Origin of the sequence: Amycolatopsis thermoflava N1165 (genome assembly GCF_000473265.1) — a bacterium.
Lineage (GTDB): Bacteria > Actinomycetota > Actinomycetes > Mycobacteriales > Pseudonocardiaceae > Amycolatopsis_E > Amycolatopsis_E thermoflava.
Genome location: NZ_KI421511.1, coordinates 5,394,982 through 5,413,990 on the forward strand (window position 1 = coordinate 5,394,982; position 19,009 = coordinate 5,413,990).

At 71.4% G+C, this 19,009-nt stretch carries 22 protein-coding genes and 1 pseudogene; 11 read left to right on the plus strand and 12 right to left on the minus strand.

Annotated elements, in window-relative coordinates; translation table 11 throughout:
* Positions 1 to 26 precede the first annotated feature (26 nt).
* The gene (locus AMYTH_RS0126480) at positions 27 to 1,196 is read right to left on the minus strand and encodes a L,D-transpeptidase (RefSeq protein ID WP_027932800.1); all 1,170 of its coding nucleotides are present in this window, start codon (positions 1,194 to 1,196) and stop codon (positions 27 to 29) included.
* 94 nt (positions 1,197 to 1,290) lie between these two features.
* Here AMYTH_RS0126480 and AMYTH_RS0126485 point away from each other — a divergent pair, with 94 nt between their 5' ends.
* Entirely contained in the window at positions 1,291 to 2,025 is a 735-nt protein-coding gene (locus AMYTH_RS0126485) for an SDR family oxidoreductase (RefSeq protein WP_017986377.1), read from the plus strand.
* Here AMYTH_RS0126485 and AMYTH_RS0126490 read toward each other — a convergent pair whose 3' ends face one another.
* Positions 2,026 to 3,048: a UDP-N-acetylmuramate dehydrogenase gene (locus AMYTH_RS0126490; protein ID WP_027932801.1), complete on the minus strand. Its 1,023-nt coding sequence runs from the start codon at positions 3,046 to 3,048 to the stop codon at positions 2,026 to 2,028.
* 26 nt (positions 3,049 to 3,074) lie between these two features.
* Here AMYTH_RS0126490 and AMYTH_RS0126495 point away from each other — a divergent pair, with 26 nt between their 5' ends.
* The 7 genes and pseudogenes from AMYTH_RS0126495 (at position 3,075) to purU (ending at position 8,159) form a co-directional block, all read left to right on the plus strand.
* Positions 3,075 to 3,572 (plus strand): DUF2505 domain-containing protein, encoded by a 498-nt coding sequence (locus AMYTH_RS0126495; protein WP_027932802.1) that lies wholly within the window; start codon positions 3,075 to 3,077, stop codon positions 3,570 to 3,572.
* The gene (locus AMYTH_RS0126500; protein WP_027932803.1) at positions 3,554 to 4,348 is read left to right on the plus strand and encodes a class I SAM-dependent methyltransferase; all 795 of its coding nucleotides are present in this window, start codon (positions 3,554 to 3,556) and stop codon (positions 4,346 to 4,348) included. The genes AMYTH_RS0126495 and AMYTH_RS0126500 overlap by 19 nt, the downstream gene beginning before the upstream one ends.
* A gap of 112 nt (positions 4,349 to 4,460) precedes the next feature.
* The gene (locus tag AMYTH_RS0126505; protein ID WP_027932804.1) at positions 4,461 to 5,183 is read left to right on the plus strand and encodes a GNAT family N-acetyltransferase; all 723 of its coding nucleotides are present in this window, start codon (positions 4,461 to 4,463) and stop codon (positions 5,181 to 5,183) included.
* Positions 5,180 to 5,944, plus strand: a complete 765-nt coding sequence (locus AMYTH_RS0126510) for a lysophospholipid acyltransferase family protein (RefSeq protein ID WP_228684969.1) — start codon at positions 5,180 to 5,182, stop codon at positions 5,942 to 5,944. The genes AMYTH_RS0126505 and AMYTH_RS0126510 overlap by 4 nt, the downstream gene beginning before the upstream one ends.
* A 103-nt stretch (positions 5,945 to 6,047) precedes the next feature.
* Positions 6,048 to 6,407 (plus strand): annotated as a pseudogene (locus tag AMYTH_RS50555) (DedA family protein); the annotation flags it as partial.
* Positions 6,408 to 6,531: 124 nt separating this feature from the next.
* The gene (locus AMYTH_RS0126520; RefSeq protein ID WP_084022681.1) at positions 6,532 to 7,272 is read left to right on the plus strand and encodes a maleylpyruvate isomerase N-terminal domain-containing protein; all 741 of its coding nucleotides are present in this window, start codon (positions 6,532 to 6,534) and stop codon (positions 7,270 to 7,272) included.
* 26 nt (positions 7,273 to 7,298) lie between these two features.
* On the plus strand, positions 7,299 to 8,159 hold the full coding sequence (gene purU, locus AMYTH_RS0126525; RefSeq protein ID WP_037322690.1) for a formyltetrahydrofolate deformylase: 861 nt from the start codon (positions 7,299 to 7,301) through the stop codon (positions 8,157 to 8,159).
* Here purU and AMYTH_RS0126530 read toward each other — a convergent pair.
* The 4 genes from AMYTH_RS0126530 to AMYTH_RS0126545 form a co-directional block, all read right to left on the minus strand.
* Complete coding sequence (locus tag AMYTH_RS0126530; protein WP_051362822.1) at positions 8,156 to 8,899, minus strand: hypothetical protein; 744 nt, start codon at positions 8,897 to 8,899, stop codon at positions 8,156 to 8,158. The two genes, purU and AMYTH_RS0126530, sit on opposite strands and share 4 nt — an antisense overlap.
* A gap of 76 nt (positions 8,900 to 8,975) precedes the next feature.
* A complete protein-coding gene (locus AMYTH_RS0126535) occupies positions 8,976 to 9,983 on the minus strand; it encodes an NADP-dependent oxidoreductase (protein ID WP_027932809.1) in 1,008 nt (335 codons plus the stop codon).
* 105 nt (positions 9,984 to 10,088) lie between these two features.
* A complete protein-coding gene (locus tag AMYTH_RS0126540; RefSeq protein ID WP_027932810.1) occupies positions 10,089 to 10,523 on the minus strand; it encodes an SRPBCC family protein in 435 nt (144 codons plus the stop codon).
* A 46-nt stretch (positions 10,524 to 10,569) separates the two neighbouring features.
* A complete protein-coding gene (locus AMYTH_RS0126545) occupies positions 10,570 to 11,487 on the minus strand; it encodes an ABC transporter substrate-binding protein (protein WP_027932811.1) in 918 nt (305 codons plus the stop codon).
* A 118-nt stretch (positions 11,488 to 11,605) separates the two neighbouring features.
* Here AMYTH_RS0126545 and AMYTH_RS0126550 point away from each other — a divergent pair, with 118 nt between their 5' ends.
* Complete coding sequence (locus AMYTH_RS0126550; RefSeq protein WP_027932812.1) at positions 11,606 to 12,292, plus strand: ABC transporter permease; 687 nt, start codon at positions 11,606 to 11,608, stop codon at positions 12,290 to 12,292.
* Positions 12,265 to 13,014: an ABC transporter permease gene (locus tag AMYTH_RS0126555; protein WP_037322691.1), complete on the plus strand. Its 750-nt coding sequence runs from the start codon at positions 12,265 to 12,267 to the stop codon at positions 13,012 to 13,014. The genes AMYTH_RS0126550 and AMYTH_RS0126555 overlap by 28 nt, the downstream gene beginning before the upstream one ends.
* On the opposite strand, the gene AMYTH_RS0126560 is transcribed toward AMYTH_RS0126555, so the two are convergent.
* From AMYTH_RS0126560 to AMYTH_RS0126575, 4 genes are all read right to left on the minus strand, one after another.
* Complete coding sequence (locus AMYTH_RS0126560; protein ID WP_020419558.1) at positions 12,998 to 13,549, minus strand: YbaK/EbsC family protein; 552 nt, start codon at positions 13,547 to 13,549, stop codon at positions 12,998 to 13,000. The genes AMYTH_RS0126555 and AMYTH_RS0126560 overlap by 17 nt on opposite strands.
* Positions 13,550 to 13,574: 25 nt before the next feature.
* Positions 13,575 to 13,871 (minus strand): DUF2516 family protein, encoded by a 297-nt coding sequence (locus AMYTH_RS0126565; protein WP_017986361.1) that lies wholly within the window; start codon positions 13,869 to 13,871, stop codon positions 13,575 to 13,577.
* A 990-nt stretch (positions 13,872 to 14,861) separates the two neighbouring features.
* The gene (locus tag AMYTH_RS0126570; protein ID WP_027932814.1) at positions 14,862 to 15,482 is read right to left on the minus strand and encodes a membrane protein; all 621 of its coding nucleotides are present in this window, start codon (positions 15,480 to 15,482) and stop codon (positions 14,862 to 14,864) included.
* 5 nt (positions 15,483 to 15,487) lie between these two features.
* The gene (locus tag AMYTH_RS0126575; RefSeq protein WP_020419556.1) at positions 15,488 to 15,919 is read right to left on the minus strand and encodes a helix-turn-helix domain-containing protein; all 432 of its coding nucleotides are present in this window, start codon (positions 15,917 to 15,919) and stop codon (positions 15,488 to 15,490) included.
* Positions 15,920 to 16,030: 111 nt separating this feature from the next.
* Here AMYTH_RS0126575 and AMYTH_RS0126580 point away from each other — a divergent pair, with 111 nt between their 5' ends.
* Positions 16,031 to 17,164 (plus strand): methyltransferase domain-containing protein, encoded by a 1,134-nt coding sequence (locus AMYTH_RS0126580; RefSeq protein WP_027932815.1) that lies wholly within the window; start codon positions 16,031 to 16,033, stop codon positions 17,162 to 17,164.
* A gap of 772 nt (positions 17,165 to 17,936) precedes the next feature.
* On the opposite strand, the gene AMYTH_RS0126585 is transcribed toward AMYTH_RS0126580, so the two are convergent.
* Both AMYTH_RS0126585 and AMYTH_RS0126590 read right to left on the minus strand, forming a co-directional pair.
* Positions 17,937 to 18,560, minus strand: a complete 624-nt coding sequence (locus AMYTH_RS0126585) for an AAA family ATPase (RefSeq protein WP_209440789.1) — start codon at positions 18,558 to 18,560, stop codon at positions 17,937 to 17,939.
* A 15-nt stretch (positions 18,561 to 18,575) separates the two neighbouring features.
* On the minus strand, positions 18,576 to 18,977 hold the full coding sequence (locus AMYTH_RS0126590) for a TFIIB-type zinc ribbon-containing protein (protein ID WP_081617646.1): 402 nt from the start codon (positions 18,975 to 18,977) through the stop codon (positions 18,576 to 18,578).
* Positions 18,978 to 19,009: the final 32 nt, after the last annotated feature.

A 19,009-nucleotide genomic window follows, 5' to 3' on the forward strand; every position in this document is an offset into this window, starting at 1 on the left:
GTCATCTTCCCAGCGGTGCGAAACCGTCACAGGGCGGACTTGGCCTGCCAGGCGCTCCAGCTGACGAGCCAGTCCATGACATCCGAGGTGACGACCGGCCCGAGCTTCGAGCCGGTGATCTCGACGGGGTCGCCGATCAGGGCCGAGTCGAAGTAGTCCTTCGCGTCGGCTTCCAGCAGGTTGACGCAGCCGTGCGAGGTGTTGGCCCGCCCGATGTTGGCCGCGTTGTCCTGGTTTTCGTGGATGAACTCGCCGTGGTTGGAGAACCGGCAGGCCCACTTCTTGTTGACGTTGGTGTAGCCGTAGCGCGCGTTGTCGAAGATCGCGCTCGGCTCCTTCGTCATGATGATGTAGGTGCCGTTCGGTGTGTTCAGGTTCACGTCCGAGTCCTTGCCGTTGCTGCACGGGTAGCTCTTGTGCAGGGACCCGCCCCGGTACACGTTCATCTTGTGGTCCGGGGTGTGGATCTTCACGACCTGGTTGCGGCCGATCTTGAACTCGGTGGTGACGTCGGCACGCGGGTAGGCCCCGCCGCCGAGGTCGATGCCGTAGAGCTTCGCCTCGACCTTGACCGTGGTGTTGGCGGGCCAGTACTCCTTCGGCCGCCAGTCCACCTGCTGGTCGGACAGCCAGCCCCAGGAGCCCTCGACGTCGCTGGACGTCTCGATCTTCAGCGCCCGCTCCACGGCGGCCTTGTTCTTCACGGCGCTGGTGAACTTCACGCTCACCGGCATCGCGACGCCCACGGTCACGTCGTCGGCCGGGTTCAGCGTGACGCGCACGGTGGAGGCCGGCTTGAGCGTCGAGAAGCTGCCGGTCAGCGTCACCGGCTTGCCGTCGGTGCCGGTGGCCGTCGCGTGGTAGGTGTAGGTCTTGTCGTAACCGAGGGTCTCGCTGCTGGTCCAGGTGGTCTTGCCGTCGCTGAGCTTGCCCTCGACGGCCTTGCCCTCGGCGTTGGTCAGCTTGACCTCGGTGAGGGTGCCCTTGGCGACCTTCACGGTGACGGGCTGCAGCACGGGGACGTTCTTCGCGTCCGCGGCGGGCTCGGCGGTGATGACCGCGGCAGGCGGCGCCTCGGTCGTCGCCCCGCCCCCGGTCTGCGCGCCGCCGTCGTCCCCGCCGCTGGTGCACGCCGCGGCCATGGTCGCCGCACCCGCGGCGAGCGCGGCCTTGAACACCGTGCGCCTCTCGATCACCTGTTACCTCCGCACTCCGTACTTCTCCCGGACGTCAAGCGACGCCCGGCCCTGCCGCGTTACCGGCGTGTCCCCCGCTGGGAGTATGTGCGGTATGACGACCAAGCGAACCGCAGTGATCACCGGCGCCAGCGCGGGTATCGGCGAGGCGACCGCCCGCGCCCTCGCCGAGGCCGGATTCCACGTCGTGCTCGGGGCTCGGCGCCTCGACCGCCTGGAGAAGCTGGCCGCCGAGTTGTCCGGAACCGCACACGTACTGGACGTCACCGACCCCGGTTCGGTTGCCGCATTCGTCCAGCAGGTTCCAGATTGCCACGTTCTCGTCAACAACGCGGGCGGCGCACGGGGCCTCGAGCGCGTGGAAGACGCCGACGAGGACCACTGGCGCTGGATGTGGGAGGTCAACGTCCTCGGCACCCTGCGCATGACGAAGGCGTTGCTGCCGAAGCTGATCGCCTCCGGTGACGGCCACGTGGTGACCGTCACGTCGATCGCCGGGCACGAGGTCTACGACGGCGGTTCCGGCTACACGTCCGCGAAGCACGCCCAGTCGGCCCTGCACCGAACCCTGCGCTCGGAGCACCTCGGCGACCCGGTGCGGATCACCGAGATCGTGCCCGGCATGGTCGAGACCGACTTCTCCGCCAACCGGTTCGACGGCGACACCGAGCGCGCCGCGAAGGTCTACCAGGGTCTCACCCCGCTGACCGCGGAGGACGTGGCCGACGTGATCGCGTTCGCCGTGACCCGGCCGGCGCACGTGAACCTGGACACCATCGTCATGAAGCCGCGCGCGCAGCTCAACGGCAGCCGCGCCCACCGCGAGTGACTACAGCGCGCAGTTGATCAGCAGTGGTTCGGGACGCAGCGTGACGCCGAAGCGGGCGTGCACGCCGTCCCGGACCTCGCGCGCCAGCGCCAGCAGGTCCGCGGTGCTAGCCGAGCCCCGGTTGGTCAGGGCCAGGGTGTGCTTGGTGGACAAGGACACCCGCCCGCCCGGCCCCGGGTGGCCCTTGCCGAACCCGGCCCGCTCGATCAGCCACGCCGCGGACAGCTTCACGCCGCCGTCGGCCGGGTACCGCGGCATCTCCACGCCCGCCAGCGCCGGCGGGATCTCCGCGACGATCGGGTTGGTGAAGAACGAGCCCGCGCTCCACGTGTCGTGGTCGGACGCGTCGAGCACCATGCCCTTGCCCTGCCGCAGCTTCAGCACGGCCTCCCGCGCCTGCGCCGCCGGGACCCGCGCGCCCTGCTCGACGCCCAGGGTCCGGGCCAGTTCGGCGTAGCGGATCGGCGCGGACAGCCCGTCGGGCCGCAGGGCGAACCGGACACTGAGGACGATCCCCCAGCTCTCCCCCTTGAGCACGCTGGTGCGGTAGCCGAAGCCGAGCTCGTCGGCGGTCATCGTGCGCACCTCGCCGGTGCGCCGGTCGTAGCACTCGATCGAGGTGAGCAGGTCGGCCACCTCGCAGCCGTACGCGCCGACGTTCTGGATCGGCGTCGCGCCCACCGAGCCGGGGATGCCGGACAGGCACTCCAGCCCGCCGAAGCCGGCCTCGACGGTCGCCGCGACGAACTCGTCCCAGTTCTGCCCGGCCGCGACCTCGACCTCGTCACCGTCGATCCGCCAGCCGCCGGTCGCGATCTTGACCACGGTGCCGGGGAAGCCGTCGTCGCCGACGACGAGGTTCGACCCGCCGCCCAGCAGCAGCACCGGTCCCTCGATCGAGCGCACCGCGGCGAGCAGTTCGTCGGTGGTCCCGGCCACCACGAACGCGCGGGCAGGCCCGCCGAGGCGCAGCGTGGTGTGTTCGGCCAGGGTCGTCTGGGTCGGTGTGTCAAGACGGCTCACGAGGACAAACGGTACTGTCTGGCCCCATGGCATCCCGTATCGAGCACCGCGCGGAGTACCCCAACGGCGTCTCCGAGGTGTTCCGGGCCGAGACGAGCGAGGAGGCGCTGACGGCCCGCCTCGCCGAGATCGGCGGCAAGAACAGCGCCCTGCTCAGCCATTCCGCGGACGACGACGGCGCCCGGTACACGCTGCGCCAGGGCATCGAGGCGGACAAGCTCCCGCAGATCGTCCGCAAGCTGCAGCCCGGCGACCTCTACGTCGACCGCGAGCACACCTTCACCCGCGACGGGGACGGCTACACGGGCACGGCGCGGGCCACGGTGAGCGGGATGCCCGGCGAGATCACCGCCCGCACCGAGCTGCGTCCCCGTGGCGACGGCTCGGTGGTCGAGACCCGCGGTGAGGTCAAGGTCAGGATCCCGCTGGTCGGCGGCAAGCTGGAGAGCTTCGTCGCGGGCGAGCTGACCAAGTTGCTGGCCCGCGAGGCCCAGTTCAGCCGCGAATGGCTCGCGGCCCGGTAGGCGCGCCGACCCGAGGAACCACGAACCCCAACCGCCTGCGCCGCGTCGACCGCTGGCTGGCCGGCGCCCCCGAGGTGTCGGCCGCGCTGCGCCGCGCGCCGGACCCGCTCGTCGTGGACCTCGGGTACGGCGCGTCCCCGGTGACCACGGTCGAGATGGCCGCGCGATTGCGGCGGGTCCACCCGCGGGTCCGGGTGCTCGGGCTGGAGATCGACGCCGAGCGCGTCGCGGTCGCGAAGCCCGCCGCGCGGCCCCCTGTGCTGGACTTCCGCCAGGGCGGTTTCGAGCTGGCGGGAACCCGGCCGAACCTGGTGCGCGCGTTCAACGTGCTGCGGCAGTACCCGGAGGACGAGGTCGCGGGCGCGTGGAAGCTGGTCGTCGATCGCCTCGCCCCGGGCGGGCTGCTCGTCGAGGGCACCTGCGACGAGATCGGGCGACTGTCCACCTGGGTCACTCTGGACGCGGACGGCCCGCGTACGCTCACCCTGTCCTGCCACCTGGATTCGCTCGACCAGCCGTCCACTTTGGCCGAACGACTGCCGAAGGCGCTGATCCACCGCAACGTGCCGGGCGAGCGGATCCACGACCTGTTGTCCACATTGGACATTTGCTGGGCGACCGCCGCGCCGCACCAGGCGTTCGGCGCCCGCGCCCGCTGGCTGGAGAGCGTGCGGCTGCTCGCCGCGCGCGGCTGGCCGGTGCTGACCCGGCCGCGGCGGATCCGGCTCGGCGAGCTGACCGTGCCGTGGGCGACGGTGGCACCCGGAAGCAGGTAGGGACAACCCCACCAAAGCAGCGGGGGCGGCACGTACGGGGGTTCCCCGGGATATCCCTGATCTTGCCGGAAGTCCCTGGCTCAGGCGGTGTGCGCGGCGACACGATCGCCCCATGACCGCAACCCTCAGCAGGCAGTACGAGGCCGTCATCACGACGGACTCCGAGATCGTCCAGGCGTGCCAGCGACTGCGGCACCGCGTGTTCACCACCGAGTTCGGCGCGGCGCCGCACCCCAGCGGGCTGGACGCCGACGAGTTCGACGACGTGTGCGAGCACCTCGCCGTGATGCACGGGGGCGAGGTCGTCGGCACCTACCGGCTGCTGCCGCCCGGCCGGTCGGCGCGGCTGTACTCGCAGTCGGAGTTCGACCTGGACGCGCTGGCGCCGCTGCGCCCGCACCTGGTCGAGACCGGCCGGTCGTGCGTGCACCCGGACCACCGTTCCGGCGGCGTGATCAACCTGATGTGGTCGGCGATGGCGCGTTACGTCGTCGGCCACGGCTACCGCTACCTCGCCGGGTGCGCGTCAGTGTCGCTCGCCGACGGCGGCGCCTCGGCGGCCGCCACCTGGGCGCTCGCGCAGGCCAAGCACCGCCCGCCCGGCGAGCTGCGGGTCGAGCCGCACCGGCCGTGGATCCCGCTGCCCCGCACCGAGCGCCCGCCCAGCTACGCCCAGGTTCCGCCGTTGCTGCGCGGCTACCTGCGCCTTGGCGCGTGGGTCGGCGGGCCGCCCGCGCACGACCCGGACTTCGCGGTCGCCGACTTCTTCACCGTGCTGGCGGTCGACGAGATCGGCGAGCGCTACCGCAGATTCTTCCTCGGGGAGAATTCATGAACCCGTGGGACGTGACTTCACCTTGTACCCCTCGCTGCGTCACCCACCGGCTGCCTGAGATCAGCACACTGCTGACCGTGCGACGGTGGCTGGCGCTGGGCTCGGTCCTCGCCGGGGTGCGGCGGGGGGACCTGCGGCCGCACGCCCGCGGGGTGCTCGACGCCCTCGGCATCACGCTGGACGCGAACACCGACCTGCTGCGGGTGCCTGCGGGGACCGGCACGCTGATCGTGGCCAACCACGTGTCGTGGCTGGACATCGTCGCGCTGCTGGCGGTCGACCCGGTGGGGTTCCTGGCCAAGCGCGAGGTGCGCTCGTGGCCGGTCATCGGGTCGCTCGCGCAGTCCTGCGGCACCCGGTTCATCGCCCGGCGCGAGCTGCGGGAGCTGCCCGCCGTGGTGGACGGGCTGGCGGACGCGCTCCGTGCAGGCGAGTCGGTCGTCGTGTTCCCCGAGGGCACCACGTGGTGCGGCGGCCGGGGCGGGACGTTCCGGCGCGCCGCGTTCCAGGCGGCGATCGACGCCGGCGCGCCGGTGCGTCCGGTGACCTTCGCGTACTCGCAGGGCGGGCAGCCGAGCACGGTCGCGGCCTTCGTCGGCGACGACGCGCTCCTGCCGTCGCTGGGCCGGGTCGCGCGCGCCCGTGACCTGCGGATCGAGCTGACCGCGCACCCGCCGCTGGAGCCCGTCGGCGACCGGCGAGAGCTCGCCGCGCGCGCCCAGGACGTCGTCCGGTCCACCCGGGTCCCGGCTCATGCTTGACTTCCTGAACCACCTCGGTGAGCTGCTCCAGGGCACCCTGTCCTCGCCCTGGCTGTGGCTGATCGTGTTCGCGGTGGCGGCGCTGGACGCGCTGCTGCCGTTCATGCCGAGCGAGACCACGGTGATCACGGTCGCCGTGCTGCTCGGCACCGACGTGCCGAAGCTGGCGCTGCTGGCGCTGCTCGCGGCCGCCGGAGCACTCGCCGGGGACTGCCTGTCGCATGCGGTCGGCCGGGGCGCGGCGCCCGCGCTGACCCGGTGGCTGCGCGGCGGGAAGCAGGACCGCTACGAATGGGCGCGCGGCCAGGTCGAACGCCACGCCGGGCTGCTGATCGTGGCGGGCCGGTACCTCCCCGGCGGTCGGGTCGCGAGCGGACTGGCCACGGGCAGCATGGGCGTGCCGTGGGCGCGGTTCGTCGCGCTCGACGCCGTGGGGACCGGGATCTGGGCCGTCTACAGCGTGATCATCGGCGCGATCGGCGGCGCGAGCTTCGACGGGCAGCCCGCCAAGGGGCTGCTGTTGTCGTTCGGCATCGGGTTGATCATGGTCGGTGTCATCGAGGCGGTGCGGCGGTTACGCTCACGGCATGCAGCACGCCGAGTACCTCGCGACGATCGAGGCGCAGTGCCGGGCACTGCGCGCGGCCGCGGTGCGGACGGGACCGGAGGCGCCGGTGCCGACCTGTCCGAAGTGGACTGTCCAGCGCCTCGTCGACCACCTGGCGAAGGTCCACTCGTGGGTCCGGGCGGCGATCGCCGATCCGAGCGGCGCGAACGTGACCCGCGGGCAGCCACCCGCCGACTGGACTGAACTGCTGCGCTGGTGGGACGAGCAGCTGCAGGGGATGCTGGCCGGACTCGCCGATCCCACGACGCCGGCGTGGCTGCCGTGGACGCGCTACGAGCAGACCACGCGGTCCTGGGCGCGGCGGCAGGCGCACGAGACAGCGATCCACCGGCTGGACGCCGAGCACGCGCTGGCAGGCAGCGCGGATGCGTCCGCGGTCCCGTCGCTCGTGTTCGACCCGGAGTTCGCCGCGGACGGCGTCGACGAGCTGCTCGCCTGGATGCTGCCGACGCGCGCGAAGTGGGACCAGTTCGCCCTGTCCGGTTCGGTGCTGGTGCACGCCGCCGACGCTGGTCGCATGTGGCGCGTCGTGCTGCACCCGGGGCAGCCCGGCACGATCGAGCCGGTGACGGCCGCGTTCGAGGCCGACGTGACGGTCGCGGGCACCGCGGACGCGGTGTACCGGCGCGTGTGGGGGCGGCCCAGCCACGCCTCGGTGACCGGTGACGTGCGTCTCCTGGAGCCCCTGGCCGCGCCGTGATCGGGAGCGGCGGGGAAGATGGGGCCGTGTCCGAACGACGTTATGTGATCACCTTCGGCTGTCCCGACCGCACCGGCATCGTCGCGCGCGTGTCGTCCTTCCTCGCCGACGCGGGCGGCTGGATCGTCGAGGCCGCCTACCACACCGACCCGGACACCGGTTGGTTCTTCACCCGCCAGGAGGTCAGGGCGGACTCGCTGCCGTTCGGAGTGGACGAACTGCGGTCGCGCTTCGCCGAGGTGGCGACGTCGCTGTCGGCCGAGTCGAACTGGCGCGTCGAGGACACGTCCGAGCGGCGGCGCGTGGTGATCCTGGTGTCGAAGGAGGGGCACTGCCTCTACGACATCCTGGGCCGGGTCGCGGCCGGTGAGCTGGACGTCGACGTGCGCGCGGTGATCGGCAACCACGACAACCTCGCGGACATCACGCGGGCGCACGGGATTCCGTTCCATCATGTGCCGTTTCCGGCGGGTGACAAGGCGGAGGCGTTCGCCGAGGTGCGCAAGCTGGTCGATGAGCACGACCCGCACGCCGTGGTGCTCGCGCGGTTCATGCAGATCCTGCCGCCGGAGCTGTGCCAGGCGTGGTCCGGCCGGGCGATCAACATCCACCACAGCTTCCTGCCGTCGTTCATCGGCGCGCGGCCCTACCACCAGGCGCACCGCCGCGGTGTGAAACTGGTCGGCGCGACGTGCCACTACGTGACCGCCGACCTGGACGCGGGGCCGATCATCGAGCAGGACGTGATCCGCGTCGACCACGGCGACACCGTGCCCGACCTGGTGCGCAAGGGCCGGGACATCGAGAAGATCACGCTCGCCCGCGGCCTGCGGTGGCACCTGGAGAGCCGCGTGCTGGTGCACGGCAACCGCACGGTCGTGTTCTAGCTCGCGAGCACCGCTCCCGCGATCAGCAGCGTGTAGACCCCGACGGCGGCTTGAACCGCTTTGGTGCGGCGGCGTTCCGGCGCGTGCCGCAGCAGCCAGGCCAGCCCGGGGACCACGAGGACCGCGTGCATCGTGACCGCGTGCACGAGCTTGAGCGAACCCGCGGTCGTGTAGGCGAGCTGCGGCTGTCCGCCGCGGGCGAGGGTGACGCCGTCGGCGATCATGATGGCGCCGACGACCATGGCCGCGAACAGCACGACGAGCCCGAACCGCAGGGCAAGCGTCATGCTCGGGCTGAGGTTCGTGGTCCGCCAGGCCGCCACGGCGAAGGCCAGCACGGTCACGATGATCACCGCGCCGCCCGCGGCGAGGCTGTAGGAGACGGCGGTGTCGAAGCCGGTCTCGAAGTTGAAGTGCGACGGCACCCCGCGCCAGACCTGCAACGTCACCAGGGCGACCTCGACGACGCTCACCGCGGTGAGCGCGCCGAGCAGGAGGTTCCGCCGCCGGACCGCGAGGAAGCCCGTGGCCCAGGCGACGCTGGCCAGGGTGAGGCCGAAGGACAGGCCGAACGTCATGGCCTTGCGGTAGGACAGCGGACCCTCCCACGTGGTGCCGCTCGCCACGAGGACCACCAGGTGCACGAGGCCACTGGCGAACAGGACGGCGGCCACCACGTAGGCGACGCGCTCGACGGGCCGGGCGCGGGTCCAGAGGGTTTCGCGAAGTGCGAGGGTCATGCCGACGATGGTCGGCGTTGGGAGCGTTCGCGGCGTCTGCCCGGCGACGTCTCTTCGCCGTACGTCGGCGGGCGTATCAGACGCGGACGAGCATCTTGCCGGTGTTCGCGCCCGCGAGGAGGTCCAGGAAGGCCTGCGGGGCGTTGCGCAGCCCCTCGACGATGGTCTCCTCGTACTTGATCTCGCCGGAGCGCACCAGCGGCGCGACCTCCTCGAGGAACTTCGCCTGCAGGTCGTAGTGGTCGCTCACCAGGAACCCGCGGCTGTCCAGCCGCTTGCCGATGATCTGCGCCAGGTTCCGCGGCGCGGCGGGCGGCTCGGTGGCGTTGTAGATCGAGATCATCCCGCACACGGCGATCCGCGCGTGCACGTTCGCCGAGTCGATGGCGGCTTCCAGGTGCTCGCCGCCGACGTTGTCGAAGTAGACGTCGATGCCCTCCGGCGCGGCCTCCGCCAGCTGCTTCGCGACCGGCGCGTCCTTGTAGTTGAACGCGGCGTCGAAACCCAGGTCCTCGACGAGGTGCCGGACCTTGGCGGCCGAGCCGGCGCTGCCGATGACCCGCTTGGCGCCCTTCAGCTTCGCCAGCTGGCCGACGACGGACCCGACCGCCCCCGCCGCGCCCGAGACGAACACGGTGTCGCCCGGCTGGAACCGCGCGATCTCGGTCAGCCCGGCGTACGCGGTGAGGCCGGTCATGCCGAGCACACCGAGGTACGCCTCGCGCGGCGCCGCGCCCGCGTCGATCTTGGCCGCCTGCTTCGGGGTGACGACGGCGTGCGAACGCCAGCCGAAGCCGTGCAGCACCAGGTCCCCCGGCCGCAGGGCGTCGGTGTTCGACTCGACGACCTCACCGACCGCGCCGCCGAGCATCACCTTGCCGACCTCGTACGGCGGCGCGTACGACTTGGCAGAGCTCATCCGGCCGCGCATGTACGGGTCGACGCTGATCTCCAGGTTGCGGACCAGGGCCTCGCCCTCGCCGGGCCGCGGCACCTCGACGTCGACCACGTCGAAGTTGTCCAGCGTCGGCGCGCCGTGCGGACGGGAGGCGAGCCGGATCTCGGTCGCGGTGGTGCTCATCATGCGCTCCAGGGGTGTCGGAAGTGTCTCCACGGCTGCCAACACACTAACCGGGGCGCTGATTCCGCTTTGTGGCTGAGGCTACAGCCACCCCGCCGACTGGCGCGGCTAGGCCAGCTCGGCGAGCTTGCCCAGCACCCCGTCGTAGATCCGGCGGAGCCCGCCCGGCGCGAAGGTCTTCTCGAAGAAGCCTCCGATGCCGCCCGCGCCCTGCCAGGTGGTCTCGATCCGGACGACGCTGCGCTCGCCCGCGGGCCGCACCGTCCAGGTCGTGACCATGCTGGAGTTGGCGTCCGTCTCGACGAGGGTGCCCGCTTCCGGCTCGGACACACTCGCCGCGACGTCCCGCACCCGCTTGGAGGTGGCCTGCAGCTTCCACTTCGCCTTCGTGCCGGCGCCGGTGCCGCCGTCGACCACCTCGTAGTCGCGGTAGTGCTCGGTCAGGATCTTGGGCCGGGTCTCGGCGTAGTCCGCGACCAGCGCCCGCACCTTGTCGGCCGGTGCGTCGATCGTCCGTTCCGCGCTTGCGGTGACCTTCGCCATAACCCCTCCTGATCTGCTCGAACGCTGTCGCCCGCGACTCTATCGATCAGAGGAGGCCCTCCTGCGACAGCCAGTCCTTGGCGACGTCCGCCACCTGGTCGCCGTCCTCGTCGACCTGCTTGTTCAGATCCCGCAGCTGGTCGGTGGTCAGCTTCGCGCTCACCGCGTTGACCGCCGCGGCGAAGTCGGGGCCGCGCTCGTCGAGCACCTTCTGGTTCACCGCGGGCACGATGTTCTCGGTCGCGACGATCTTCTGGTCGTCCTCCAGCGCGGTGAAGTCCGGGTTGCCGACCAGCGGGTTCACCGAGTCGAGCGGGATCACCGTGACCGCGCCCGAGCGCAGCTGCTCGACCCGCGGGCCGGACTCCTGGATGCTCGAGAACGTGACGTTCAGCTTGTAGACGTCACGGAACCCGATGAAGCAGTTGGCCCGGGTGCCGCACTCCGGCGGGCCGCCCAGCACGACCTTGTCCAGCTTCTTCAAGTCGCTGATCGTCCGCAGTCCCTGCTGCTGCGCGAGGTCGGACTTGACCACGTAGGTGTTCTTGTTCTCCGCCGGCGCGTAGTCCAGCAACCCGATGCCGGACGGCTTGAACAGCTCGGCGAGCTTCGCGTGCTCGGACGCCGCGTCGTTCGGCGCCTGCTCGTTGAACCCGGAGCTGATCGCCGCGCCCTGGTACTCGGGGATGAACTGCAGCTCGCCCGACTTGAGCGACGGGTACACCAGCTCCCGTGAGCCGATGTTGAACTTCCGCTGGACCGGGTAGCCCTTCGCCTCCAGCGCCTGCGCGTACACCTCCGCCAGGATCTGGCTGTCCGTGAAGTTGAACGACGCCACCACGATCGGCGCGCCGCCCTTGCCCGGCGCCGCAGTGCCGCCGTCGTCCCCGCCGCCGCAGGCCGTGAGCCCGAGGACCGCCACCGCGAGCACCCCGGCCGCCCGCAGGCTCCGTGTCCACCGCATACCTGTTCACCCTCCCAGTGCTGTTCGTCGCCAGCGACCCTATCCGCGGGCACCGACAGAAACCACATAGTGAGATCGTCCGCCCGTCAGTGTCGGTCACCGCCCGTATGCTCGCCCGGTGAGCGAGTACGTGCTGGCCGCCACCGACCGGCCGCTGTTCGAGTGGCGGTGGGTGGAGCGCAACGCGGACGAAATCGTCCAGCGCCTCGGCGAGCACCTGGCGCTGACGGCGGCCGCGCTCGCGATCGGGCTCGTCGTGTCGGTCGCGCTGGCCGTGCTGTCGCTGCGCTGGCGCTGGTTCTACGCGGTCGCGCTGGGCGCGGCCGGCGCCCTGTACGTGATCCCGAGCCTCGGGGCGTTCGCGCTGCTGGTGCCGTTCTTCGGGCTGTCGTTCACCACGGCCGTGATCCCGCTGGCCACGTACACGCTGCTGATCCTGCTGCGCAACATCGTGACCGGCATCCAGCAGGTGCCCGCGGAGGTCCGGGAGGCCGCGATCGGCATGGGCTTCACGCGGCTGCGCCTGTTGCTGCAGGTCGAGTTCCCGCTGGCGCTGCCGGTGGTGATCGCCGGGCTGCGGGTCGCGGCCGTGACGACGATCGGGCTGGTCACGGTCACCGCGATGCTCGGCATGGGCGGGCTGGGCTTCTTCATCCGGCAGGGCATCCAGACGACCACGCCGAACCCGACGGCGATCATCGTCGGGATCGGGTTGTCGATCGTGCTCGCGGTGCTGGTGGACGCGCTGTTGTGGCTGAGCGAGCGGGCGCTGGCCCCGTGGGCGCGGAAGGCGGGGCGGGCGTGAACGCGTTCGAGCAGGCGCTGGACTGGCTGGGGCAGCCGGGCCGGTGGAGCTGGACCGACCCGGCCGGCATCCCGTACCGCACGCTGGAGCACCTGGGCTTTTCGGCGTTGTCGCTGGTGATCGCCGCCGCGCTGGCCGTGCCGCCCGCTCTGGTGCTGGCCCACTACCACCGGGGCGCGTTCCTGGCCAGCAGTGCGGTGAACATCGGCCGGGCCATCCCGAGCTTCGGGTTGATCATCCTGTTCTGGTACCTGGCGAGCCGGTGGGAGGTGGACACGTCGTTCTGGCCGCTGCTGCTCGCGCTGGTGGCGCTGGCCCTGCCGCCGTTGTTCACCAACACCTACGCCGGGGTCGTGTCGCTGGAGCCGGAGGCCGTGGACGCGGCGCGCGGCATCGGGCACACGGAGGGGCAGATCATGCTGCGCATCGAGCTGCCGCTGGCGTTGCCGGTGATCCTCGCGGGCGCGCGGGTGGCGTTCCTGCAACTGGTGGCGACGGTCGCGATCGGCGCGATCGTCAACGACGGCGGCGGCCTCGGCCGGTTCATCGTGGACGGGTTCGCGCAGGGCGCGGGTGGTTACGGCGAGATCCTGGCGGGCGGGCTCGCGGTCATCGTGCTGGCCCTGGTGTGCGAGGGCGTGTTCGCGCTGCTGGAGCGGTTCGCCGTGCCGCGGGGCCTGACGTTGTCGCGCCGGGCGACGATGTCTACGCGACCGGTTTAGCCAGGCCGTCGATCACCTCGGCGCCGGGCAGCGACGCGAGCAGGTCGCCGGTGACCAGGAGTTTCCCGCCGCGGATGCCGCTGCCAATGACGAGTTCCGGCGAGTCGGCGACGGCCTTGTCGACGAGGATCGGCCAGTCCGCGGGCAGCCCGACGGGCGTGATGCCGCCGTAGGCCATGCCGGTGAGGGCGACGGCCTCGTCCATCGGGGCGAAGGAGGCTTTGCGCACGTCGAGGCGGCGCTTGATGACGCCGTTGACGTCGGCGCGGGTGGTGGCGAGCACCAGCGCGGCGGCGAACCGGACCTCGCCTGCCCGCTTCCCGGCGACGACGACGCAGTTCGCGGAGGCGTTCAGCGGCGAGCCGTAGGCCTCGCAGAACGCGGCGGTGTCGGCGAGTTCGGGATCGATCTCGACGGCGCCGACGCTGTCGGCGTCGAGGGCGGCCAGTGCTTTGGCGACGGGCTCGGCGAGCAGGTCGGTGCGTTCGGCGGCCGGGTGGACGGTCAGCGTCCCGGCGATGCTCCAGGTCCTCACGCCGTCAGGATAGGGAATAGCCCGTTCACCAGTTCTTGCCGCCGCGCTGAACCTCGATCAGCCGTGGCCGCACGTCGACGAGGTAGACGAGGACGGCGACGATGCCGGCCAGCCAGAAGAGGCTGCCCGCACCCCCGAAGCCGAACAGCCCCATGGCGGCCGTGCCGGCGCCGGTGATGGCGAGCCAGATGGGCTTGGTCTTGCGGTCCGCGGCGTGGTAGGCGTCCGCGCGCTGGAGAAGGGCGTGCACGAACGCGCCGAGGCCCACCAGCGTGCCTGCCCAGCTGATGACCTGCATGATCCAGTACGCGATGAACGGCACGTTCCTAGCCTACGTCCCTTCGCCCCCGCCGTCGGATCCCCGGTGTCCAGAATGCCACGAACGCCCGGGACCGTCACCGCCGTCCCGGCCTGGGGCCCCCGCCTCCCGCACCGATGCCTCCAGCCGCCCGACAGCGGCGGTCGGCCCGAACACCTCCCATGCCCGCTCACCCCGCGCAGCCTGCGCAGCCTCACGGCACCGTCCCACCCGCCCGGCAGCCCGACAAGCCCACCCGCCACGCCGAGCCTCCGGCAAGCCCCTTGGCGCGGCAGCCCGACACGACAAAGCCCACCGGCCGTGCCGAGCGTTGTTCGGCACGGCCGGTGGGCATGTGTGTTGCCTATACGCCTTGGCTACCTTCAGCGCGCCCCTTCACCACGGTGGGCCCGCTACCGTCGGCGTCCGCCTTGCCTCCAGTGCCTGCCCCGGCATGCGCCTCGCGTATGGTGAGCCACTGACCATCGGCGCCCACCATGCCTCCAGTGACCGCCCACGCATCCCCCTCACGCAAGGCGGCCACCCACCATCGGCACCCACCATGCCTCCAGTCAGTGCCCAGGCACGCACCTCACGCGTCGTGGCCGCCCACCATCGGCGCCCACCATGCCTCCACTGGCAGCCCACACATCCGCCTCATTGCAAGATGACCGCCCACTGCCGGCGCCCACCATGCCTCCAGTCACTGCCCAGGCACGCGCATCGTGGCCGCCCACCGTCGACGTCCACGGTGCCTCCAATGGCCGCCTCGACATGCGTCCCGCGCATGGTGGCCGCTCACCGTCGGCGCCCACCTTGCCTCAGTGGCCGCCCAGGCACGCACCTCACGCAAGGCGGCCACTCACCATCGGCACCCACCATGCCTCCAGTGACCGCCCAGGCACGCACCTCACGCATCGTGGCCGCGCACCGTCGGCGCCCACCATGCTTCCAGTGGCGGCCCAGGCACGCGCCTCTCGCACGCTGGCCGCCACTATCGGCGTCCGCCTTGGCCTACTTGGTCGTCTTCGGCGTGGTCGCGTTCGCCGGGCGCTTGGCCGGCGTCGTGGTCCGGCGGGCGGCCGGGGCCTTCGTCGTGGCGGTCTTGGGGGCGGGCTTGGCCTGCTCCTCCTTGACCTCGTCCTCGATCTTGTCCGCGACGTCGTCCGCCGCCTCGGCGACCTTCTCGCCACCCGCGCGGGTCCGCTTCGCGACCAGGCCGAGCACGTCCTCGACCTTCTCGCGCGCCTCGGTGCTCACCTCGCCGACCCGCTCCTGCGCGGTGGTCAGCGCCTCCTCGACCTGCTCGACCACGCTCTTCACGCGCGGCTCGGCCAGGAACTTGTCCCACGCCTGCTCACCGGTCTCGGCCAGCTTGTTGTACAGCTTGAGCGCGGCCTCGGTGTACTCGTCGATCAGCTTGCGCAGCTCGGCCGGGTCGAGCTTCTCCCGCAGGGTGGTCACCTCGGTCGGCAGCTCCTCGATGTTCTTCCGCGCCACCTCGCTGCCCTCGACGACCCGCTCGCGGGCCTTGCCCACGGCGTCGACCACGGCCTGGCCGGCCAGGTTGCCGGCGCCCAGGGCGGCCAGCAGCGGTGTGCGGAGCTGTTCGATGGCGGTCTTGGTGCTGGGCATTGTGCTCACTCCTTGGCGATGACGGTTGCTTGTCCTCGATCGCCGCCCGCCGCCGCGTTCTCCCGGCGGAACGACTCGTACACGTCGAGCAGGACCTGCTTCTGCCGCTCGGTGAGCTCGGCGTCCGCGCGGATCGCGTCGGTCACCGGTCCACCGTTGGGCAGGTCGAGGATTCCGGCCTGCACGTAGAGCGCTTCCGCGGAAATCCGCAGCCCCTTGGCGATCTGCTGCAGGATCTCCGCGCTGGGCTTGCGCACCCCGCGCTCGATCTGGCTCAGGTACGGATTGGACACTCCGGCGAGCTTTGCCAGCTGCCGCAAGGAGATCTTCGCGTTGTTGCGCTGCTGGCGGATGTACTCACCGATCCCGGAGGCGATGTCGGCGACCTTCTCCACCGGTCCGCCCGCCGAGTTCTCGTGGCCGTTGTCCTCCGACATGTCAGTCCATCTCCTCGCGACGATTCCTACGGTACGCGCGGGTGCTAGCTATTGCAAGCACCCTGCTTGCAACCATCGGGTGTTACTTGAGTCACCCGTTACGGTGGGGGTGTGCACAGCACGGCACGTCGCCGGCGCCAGCTGGCCGAGTCGCTGCGCCGGGACGGCATGATCACCGATCCGGCCTGGCTGGACGCGTTCCGGCGGGTGCCGCGGCATGCCTTCGTGCCCCGGTACTTCCTATCCCAGCCCGGTGGCTGGCGCGCCGTCGACCGCACGGATGAGGACTGGCTCGACCACGTCTACGCCGACCAGGTCCTGGTGACGCAACTCGACGGCGATCCGCTCGCGTGGGAGCGCGCTCGCAGGCAGGGCGTGGTGCGCGGCAACCCGACGTGTTCGTCGAGCATGCCGGGGATCATGGCGGTGATGCTCGAGGAGCTGTCGGTGCACAGCGGGCACCGGGTGCTGGAGATCGGCACCGGCACCGGTTACAACGCCGCCCTGCTCTCCGAACGGCTCGGCTCGTCGCTGGTGTCCACTGTGGATGTGGACGAGCAGCTGGTGCGGCTCGCCTCGGAACGCCTGTCGCTGTGCGGGTACCACCCGGCGGTCGAGGTCCAGGACGGCGCGGACGGTTTCCCGGCGGGTGCACCGTACGACCGCGTGCTGTGCACGTGCGCGGTGTCGGAGGTGCCGGTCGCGTGGCTGGAGCAGGCGACGCGCGGGGCGATCGTGGTGACCACCCTGAACCGCCCGATCGGCGCCGGCCTGGTGCGGCTGATCGTGATGCCCGGACCGGTTGCCCGGGGCCGCGTGCTGAGCCGCGACGGCCGGTTCATGCCGCTGCGGGCGCACCGCCTCCCGGATCCGGTGTCGCTACCGGAGATCTCCGGGCCCGTGCGTGCCACGGACTTGTCGGCCGAGGTGGTCCTGCACCCGTCGAGCCGGTTCGAGTTCTTCGCCGGGCTGGCGTTGCCGGGGGTGGTGCCGGTGTTCCGCGGCGAGGACGCGTTCCTCCTGCACAGCGACGGTTCCTGGGCACGGGTGACAACGCACGCCGACCGGACGACAGTGACGCAGGGCGGCCCGCGGCGGCTGTGGGACCTGACGGAGGCCGCCCACCGGCAGTGGACCGCGCTCGGCAAGCCCGCCCGGCAGCGGTTCGGGATGACCGTGACGCCCCAGCACCAGGAATTCTGGCTGGACGACCCCGACGGCGACTACCGCTGGCCACTGCACTAGACCCCGCGGCGCCCAGCACCCCACCGGCGACACCGCTTGCCCACCGACCCAGCCGAGATCCGGCGCATTGACGGCGACTACTGCCGGCCGACACTCGCCGCCCCCGCCGGCGACGACCCCGCCCGGCGCACCCCGCCAACGACTGCCGCTGGGCGGTACGAGGCACCCCCAGCCAGCGGCCACCCTGATTAGCTCCCGACACCCTCCCCGTCGGCAACCACCGATGCCCAGCCCCCCACGCACCACGCCAGCACCCAGCGACGCAAGCTTCCCGCACGACACCAGCAACCCACTGACCGGCAACATTCCACGCGCCGAGCCAGCAACCACCGCACGCCAACGCGCCGCGCACCACGCCAGCGACTACCGACACCAGCACTCCGCGCATCGAACCGGCAATTACCGAATGCAAGCGCTCGGCGCACCACGCCAGCAACCACCGACAGCGAGCACACCGCGCATCAAACCAGCAACCACCGCACGCCAACGCGCCGCGCACCACGCCAGCAACCACCGACAGCCAGCACTCCGCGCATCGAACCGGCAATTACCGAATGCAAGCGCCCCGCGCACCACGTCAGCAACCACCAACAGCCACCACCCCGCCCACCGCGCAGCGACCACCGACTGCCAGCGCTCGGCGCACCACGCGCCGCCCCCTGTCCAGCGGTGTGCGCGCCGTCGCCAACGCCTACCGCCCAGCGCCGCGACACAGCGCCCCCGGCCACCCCGCACACAGCCCCCCGGCCGCGAGCCACCATCGGCCGTCGCGCTAAGGCAGCCGGCTTTCGACCCAGCTCGCGACGTGCTCGACGCTCGCGTCGAGTGGCGCGGTCGTCGTGTCGAAGAGGGTGACCGGCGGGTCCAGCGTGTCGGCGTTCTTGCGCAGCCACGTGTTGAACTCGAGCATCTCGGCGATGCGGGGTTCGTCCCAGCCGCGCCAGGCCGGGCGGGCCCGGAGCCGCCGGGCGAGCACCTCCGACTCGGCCACGAGCGCGAGGTAGTGGATCTCGCTGAACAGCGCGCGCTCGGGCAGCGTCTCGAACTCCGGGGGCACCACGGTGCCGCACAGCACGACCGGCCGACCGTTCTGGTGCACCATCGCGGCCATCCGCAGCCAGGTGCCCCGGAACGTCGGGTGCCCGTTCACGTCGTCGCGGAGGCCGGCCACCCACAGCACGTCCTGCTCCAGCGCCGTGACCCGACCGCCGAGCCGCTCGACCAGGGCCGGACCGACCGTCGACTTCCCCGCCCCACTCGGCCCGGTCAGGGCGAACAGCGGCAACCGGCGGAAGGACCAACGGTGACCACACCGGTGGCACAACCGGACGTCGCCCTCCACGGCCGGGACTTCAGCCAGGTCCCCGCATCGAGGGCAGATGCGGGGATCCAGCATCGCTTCCGGCATGTGTCAGTCGAAGAGCTGCTCGAGGAAGCTCCGCTTGCGGTGACCACGGTGCCCGTACGGGCGCGGCGAATCCGAGTAGTAGCCACCACCCTGGTACGGGCGGGGCGAATCGGAGTAGCCGTGCCCACCCCGGTACGGCCGGGGCGAGTCGGTGTGCCCGTGGCCGCCGTACGGGCGGGGCGAATCCCGGTACGGCGCGGTGTGCCCGGCCCCCTGGTACGGCGGTGGAGCAGCGGCGGGCCCGCCGTAGTAAGCGCTCTCCGCGCCCACGATCTGCTCCAGCTCGCCGCGGTCCAGGAAGATGCCCCGGCAGCCTTCACACTGCTCGATGTGGATGCCGTTCTTGTTGACGGTCCGCATCACGTTTTGACACTTCGGACAAATCACGTATGCCACCCTACGCATGATCCGGCCGGTCGGGGGTGAGGTACGCCGGG

Coding starts and splice junctions, on each gene's coding strand:
- AMYTH_RS0126485 (WP_017986377.1), top strand. CDS start 1,291: ATGACGACCAAGCGAACCGCAGTGATCACCGGCGCCAGCGCGGGTATC.
- AMYTH_RS0126495 (WP_027932802.1), top strand. CDS start 3,075: ATGGCATCCCGTATCGAGCACCGCGCGGAGTACCCCAACGGCGTCTCC.
- AMYTH_RS0126500 (WP_027932803.1), top strand. CDS start 3,554: ATGGCTCGCGGCCCGGTAGGCGCGCCGACCCGAGGAACCACGAACCCC.
- AMYTH_RS0126505 (WP_027932804.1), top strand. CDS start 4,461: ATGACCGCAACCCTCAGCAGGCAGTACGAGGCCGTCATCACGACGGAC.
- AMYTH_RS0126510 (WP_228684969.1), top strand. CDS start 5,180: ATGAACCCGTGGGACGTGACTTCACCTTGTACCCCTCGCTGCGTCACC.
- AMYTH_RS0126520 (WP_084022681.1), top strand. CDS start 6,532: ATGCAGCACGCCGAGTACCTCGCGACGATCGAGGCGCAGTGCCGGGCA.
- AMYTH_RS0126530 (WP_051362822.1), bottom strand. CDS start 8,899: ATGACCCTCGCACTTCGCGAAACCCTCTGGACCCGCGCCCGGCCCGTC.
- AMYTH_RS0126535 (WP_027932809.1), bottom strand. CDS start 9,983: ATGATGAGCACCACCGCGACCGAGATCCGGCTCGCCTCCCGTCCGCAC.
- AMYTH_RS0126540 (WP_027932810.1), bottom strand. CDS start 10,523: ATGGCGAAGGTCACCGCAAGCGCGGAACGGACGATCGACGCACCGGCC.
- AMYTH_RS0126545 (WP_027932811.1), bottom strand. CDS start 11,487: ATGCGGTGGACACGGAGCCTGCGGGCGGCCGGGGTGCTCGCGGTGGCG.
- AMYTH_RS0126570 (WP_027932814.1), bottom strand. CDS start 15,482: ATGCCCAGCACCAAGACCGCCATCGAACAGCTCCGCACACCGCTGCTG.
- AMYTH_RS0126575 (WP_020419556.1), bottom strand. CDS start 15,919: ATGTCGGAGGACAACGGCCACGAGAACTCGGCGGGCGGACCGGTGGAG.
- AMYTH_RS0126585 (WP_209440789.1), bottom strand. CDS start 18,560: ATGCTGGATCCCCGCATCTGCCCTCGATGCGGGGACCTGGCTGAAGTC.
- AMYTH_RS0126590 (WP_081617646.1), bottom strand. CDS start 18,977: ATGCGTAGGGTGGCATACGTGATTTGTCCGAAGTGTCAAAACGTGATG.